Here is a 3394-nt window from a genome sequence, read left to right on the forward strand (position 1 = left end):
TGGCCGCTACCTTGTATGTGCTCTTAACTGGAAAGAAACCAGTATCAGCTGAGGATAGGGCTGAGGGAGCTGTATTACCACCACCAAAGGATTTTAATCCCAAAATTAGCGATCGCATAAATCAAGCAAGCAAATTTTCTTCGAGGATTTAGAGTACCTTTGTAAAAAGGTAGGTCCAATAGATTTGGTAATGTTTACTGGGGATATTACCCAGGGCGGCAGTAAACCGGAATTCCAAGAGGTAGATAAACTATTAACTAATTTCTGGGAAAAGTTTGACCAGATGGGATTTGAGCCGAAGTTTCTGGCTGTACCTGGTAACCACGATCTGGTTCGACCAGATGACCAGTTTGACCCTGCATTGATCAATCTCCAGGATCTGTGGAACAAGGCTTATGTTCAAGAGCCATTTTGGAATAACATCAAATCTCCTCAGCGACAGCTTGTAATTAAAGCTTTCGAGAATTATGTTCAATGGTGGCACAATATAACCGTACCTAAGCCCGAGATCTATTCAGAGGGCATACTGCCAGGAGATTTTTCAGCAACAATTTATAAAGACGGGTTCAGACTCGGAATTTTAGGACTCAATAGCGCCTTTCTCCAACTGATGGGCGGTGACCGAAAAGGTAAGCTGGCTCTAGATATGCGCCAGTTCAATGGAGCCTGTAATTCAAATGGACCGTATTGGGCAAAAGAACACCATGCCTGTTTGCTGCTTACCCACCACCCCCAGGATTGGCTAACCGACCAAGCCCAAGAGCAGCTAAATAGCGAGATTCACAGCCCACCGGAACGATTCGCTTTGCATCTGTTTGGACATATGCACGAGCCCAACCTGAGAAGCTTGGCTGAAGGTGGTGCAAATGCTCGACGCAGACTGCAAGGCTGTTCCCTGTTCGGTATGGAAGGGTGGGGAGACCAAAACCAGGAACGGGTGCATGGTTATTCACTATGCGAATTGAAGATCGAAGGGGATACCGCCTCCCTGCGCATCTACCCCCGTAAAGCAGAGAAAAAACAAGGCGGCGGATGGGAGATCCATAGCGATATTAGCTTTAGGCTGCCTAAAGGAGACGAAGGCACGGAACCCGTAACAGTGAAATTGTTGCGGAAACTAGAAAGACCTATGGTAGCTAAAGACAAAATACCTATTGATAATAATTCGACTATAACTCAAGAGAATCAGACCCAGAGGCAAACATATATAAACCGAGCAGTTATATTAACTGCTATTCCTCCTGAATATATCGCCGTTAGCGCTCATTTGAGTAATCTTAAAGAGGAGATACATCCACAAGGGACAATTTATGAAATAGGAAAGTTTTCAGCTAATGGTAAGTTCTGGGAAGTAGGAATTGTTGAGATTGGTCAAGGAAATACCGGAGCAGCAATGGAAGCAGAAAGAGCGATCGCTCACTTCCAGCCTGATGTTGTTATGTTTGTGGGAGTGGCTGGAGGAATTAAAGATGTCAAACTAGGTGATGTGGTAGCTGCTACGAAAGTATATGGTTATGAATCGGGCAAAACCAAACTAGAATTTGAACCTAGACCTGATGTGGGACAATCATCTTATAATCTGATTCAACGAGCTAGAGCCGAAGCAAAGAAACGAAGCTGGTTAGAAAGACTGAAATCTGTTGATTCTAGTTCATCCCCTAGTGTGTTCGTTGCACCAATTGCAGCTGGGGAAAAAGTAGTTGCTTCAAAGAAATCCAGTACTTTTGATTTCCTGCAGAATAACTATGGTGATGCACTAGCAGTGGAAATGGAAGGAAGGGGTTTGCTTGAAGCTGTTCATGCTAATCAGCAGGTATCAGCAGTAATTATTCGTGGTATTTCTGATTTAATCGATAGCAAGAGTGAAGCAGATGCTAATGGCTCCAAAGAAATAGCTGCACGCCATGCCAGTGCTTTTGCTTTTGAAATTCTGGCAAAGTTCACCCCGGTTGCAGTAGTAAAAAAAAACGGAAAAAATTAAATCCCCCCAGTAACATTACTAATCCTGCTACGCCCTACTCTGTAGAATGGTTTAAGTCATCTTGGAACAATTTGCCACCAGAAGCCCAACAGTTAGGATGTCTTCTGAGTTTGTTTGCTCCTGCTCCTTTTGAGTGGTCACTAGTAGAGTCTTGTGTGATCGAAACTGAAGATGAAGAAGAATGGCATAAACAACAAAAAGCATTGGCAGAATTACGCGATCGCTTAGCGTGGCCTATGGCCAATCGATTTTTGCTCGATGGTAATCTGTTGCAACTGACCAAACAGCAAACTTATCAGCTCCATCAACGAATTCGAGAATTTTTCCAGATCAAGCTGGCTCAATTACCAGAGGCCGATTGCTACAAGCAACGCTTTTGTCAAACAATGGTAGCTGTGGCAAAAAAAATTCCCAAGACACCAACTCGCGATCAGATTGCAGCAGTTACCCCCGCTATCCCTCATTTAGCCGAAGCTGCCACAGTCCTAACTGACTGGCTCAGGGATGAAGATTTAATCTGGCTGTTTATTGGCTTAGGAAGATTCTATTATGGTCAAGGTACTTATGATCACTCTGAATCCTGGTATGAGAAATGTTTAGAGATAACCAGAAGCCGCCTGGGTAAGGAGCATCCCGATGTAGCCACCATTCTCAACAACCTGGGTTTACTCTACCACTCAATCGGGCGCTATGATGAGGCCAAACCCCTCTATCAACAGGCATTGGAGATTGCCGAACAGAAGTTAGGGTCAAATCATTCTGATACTGTAAGCATCCGTGAGAATCTGGAAATTTTGCGCTCTCCTTTATCGACGGGCATATATCGAGCGTGTCTTGGGTTAAAATCCTGGTTTTGTGACTAGACCTCGCAGCATTAGGAACAGATGTGCCATTGCTGAGGGGCGGGATGAATATAGCGCTACGCGCAAGGCAAAAGGCAAGAGGCAAGAGGCAAGAGGCAAAAGTTTACTACAACAGCGTTTCAGCTTTTATAAATATCAAATGTGCTAGATCAGTAGAGTGGGCATCCTGCCCGCGCGAATAATCAATAGCACCCGCGCGAATAATCAATATCAGTAGAGTGGGCATCCTGCCCGCCCGAAAATAAGGAGGAAACTGGCAAGATGCCAGTTCTACGCAAGATGCCTGTTCCACCAAGATGCCCATGGCACAAAATTATTAAAATCTTCTATATATTAAGCAAGTCCTGATTTTAAGCTGACCACTGAATACTTAAACACTTCGTACAATATAGATACATTAAGAAAGCGATAGATATGGCTCCAGTATCTAATAGCAAAACAGCTATAATAATTCGCACAGAATGGGGATTAACCATTGCCGCAACACGTATCACTCTCTACGATGTGATGGATTATGTCACAGCTCAGTATCCACCAAAATTAATTGGGG

The 3394-nt window shown here is 44.0% G+C and carries 3 protein-coding genes; all 3 read left to right on the top strand.

Features of this window, described 5'->3' with window-relative positions; all coding sequences use genetic code 11:
- Positions 1-133 precede the first annotated feature (133 nt).
- The 3 genes from F6J94_RS32045 to F6J94_RS32055 all read left to right on the top strand — a co-directional run bounded on the left by F6J94_RS32045 (position 134) and on the right by F6J94_RS32055 (position 2992).
- The gene (locus F6J94_RS32045; protein WP_293047642.1) at positions 134-1981 is read left to right on the top strand and encodes a metallophosphoesterase; all 1848 of its coding nucleotides are present in this window, start codon (positions 134-136) and stop codon (positions 1979-1981) included.
- Between the two features lie 71 nt (positions 1982-2052).
- Positions 2053-2844, top strand: a complete 792-nt coding sequence (locus tag F6J94_RS32050; protein WP_293047637.1) for a tetratricopeptide repeat protein — start codon at positions 2053-2055, stop codon at positions 2842-2844.
- Positions 2837-2992 carry a hypothetical protein gene (locus F6J94_RS32055; RefSeq protein WP_293047640.1) on the top strand — a complete coding sequence of 52 codons (156 nt, stop codon included), beginning with the start codon at positions 2837-2839 and terminating at the stop codon, positions 2990-2992. Before F6J94_RS32050 ends, F6J94_RS32055 begins: the two co-directional genes overlap by 8 nt.
- Positions 2993-3394 lie beyond the last annotated feature (402 nt).

The sequence above is a fragment of the Moorena sp. SIO1F2 genome (assembly GCF_010672755.1).
Lineage (GTDB): Bacteria > Cyanobacteriota > Cyanobacteriia > Cyanobacteriales > Coleofasciculaceae > Moorena.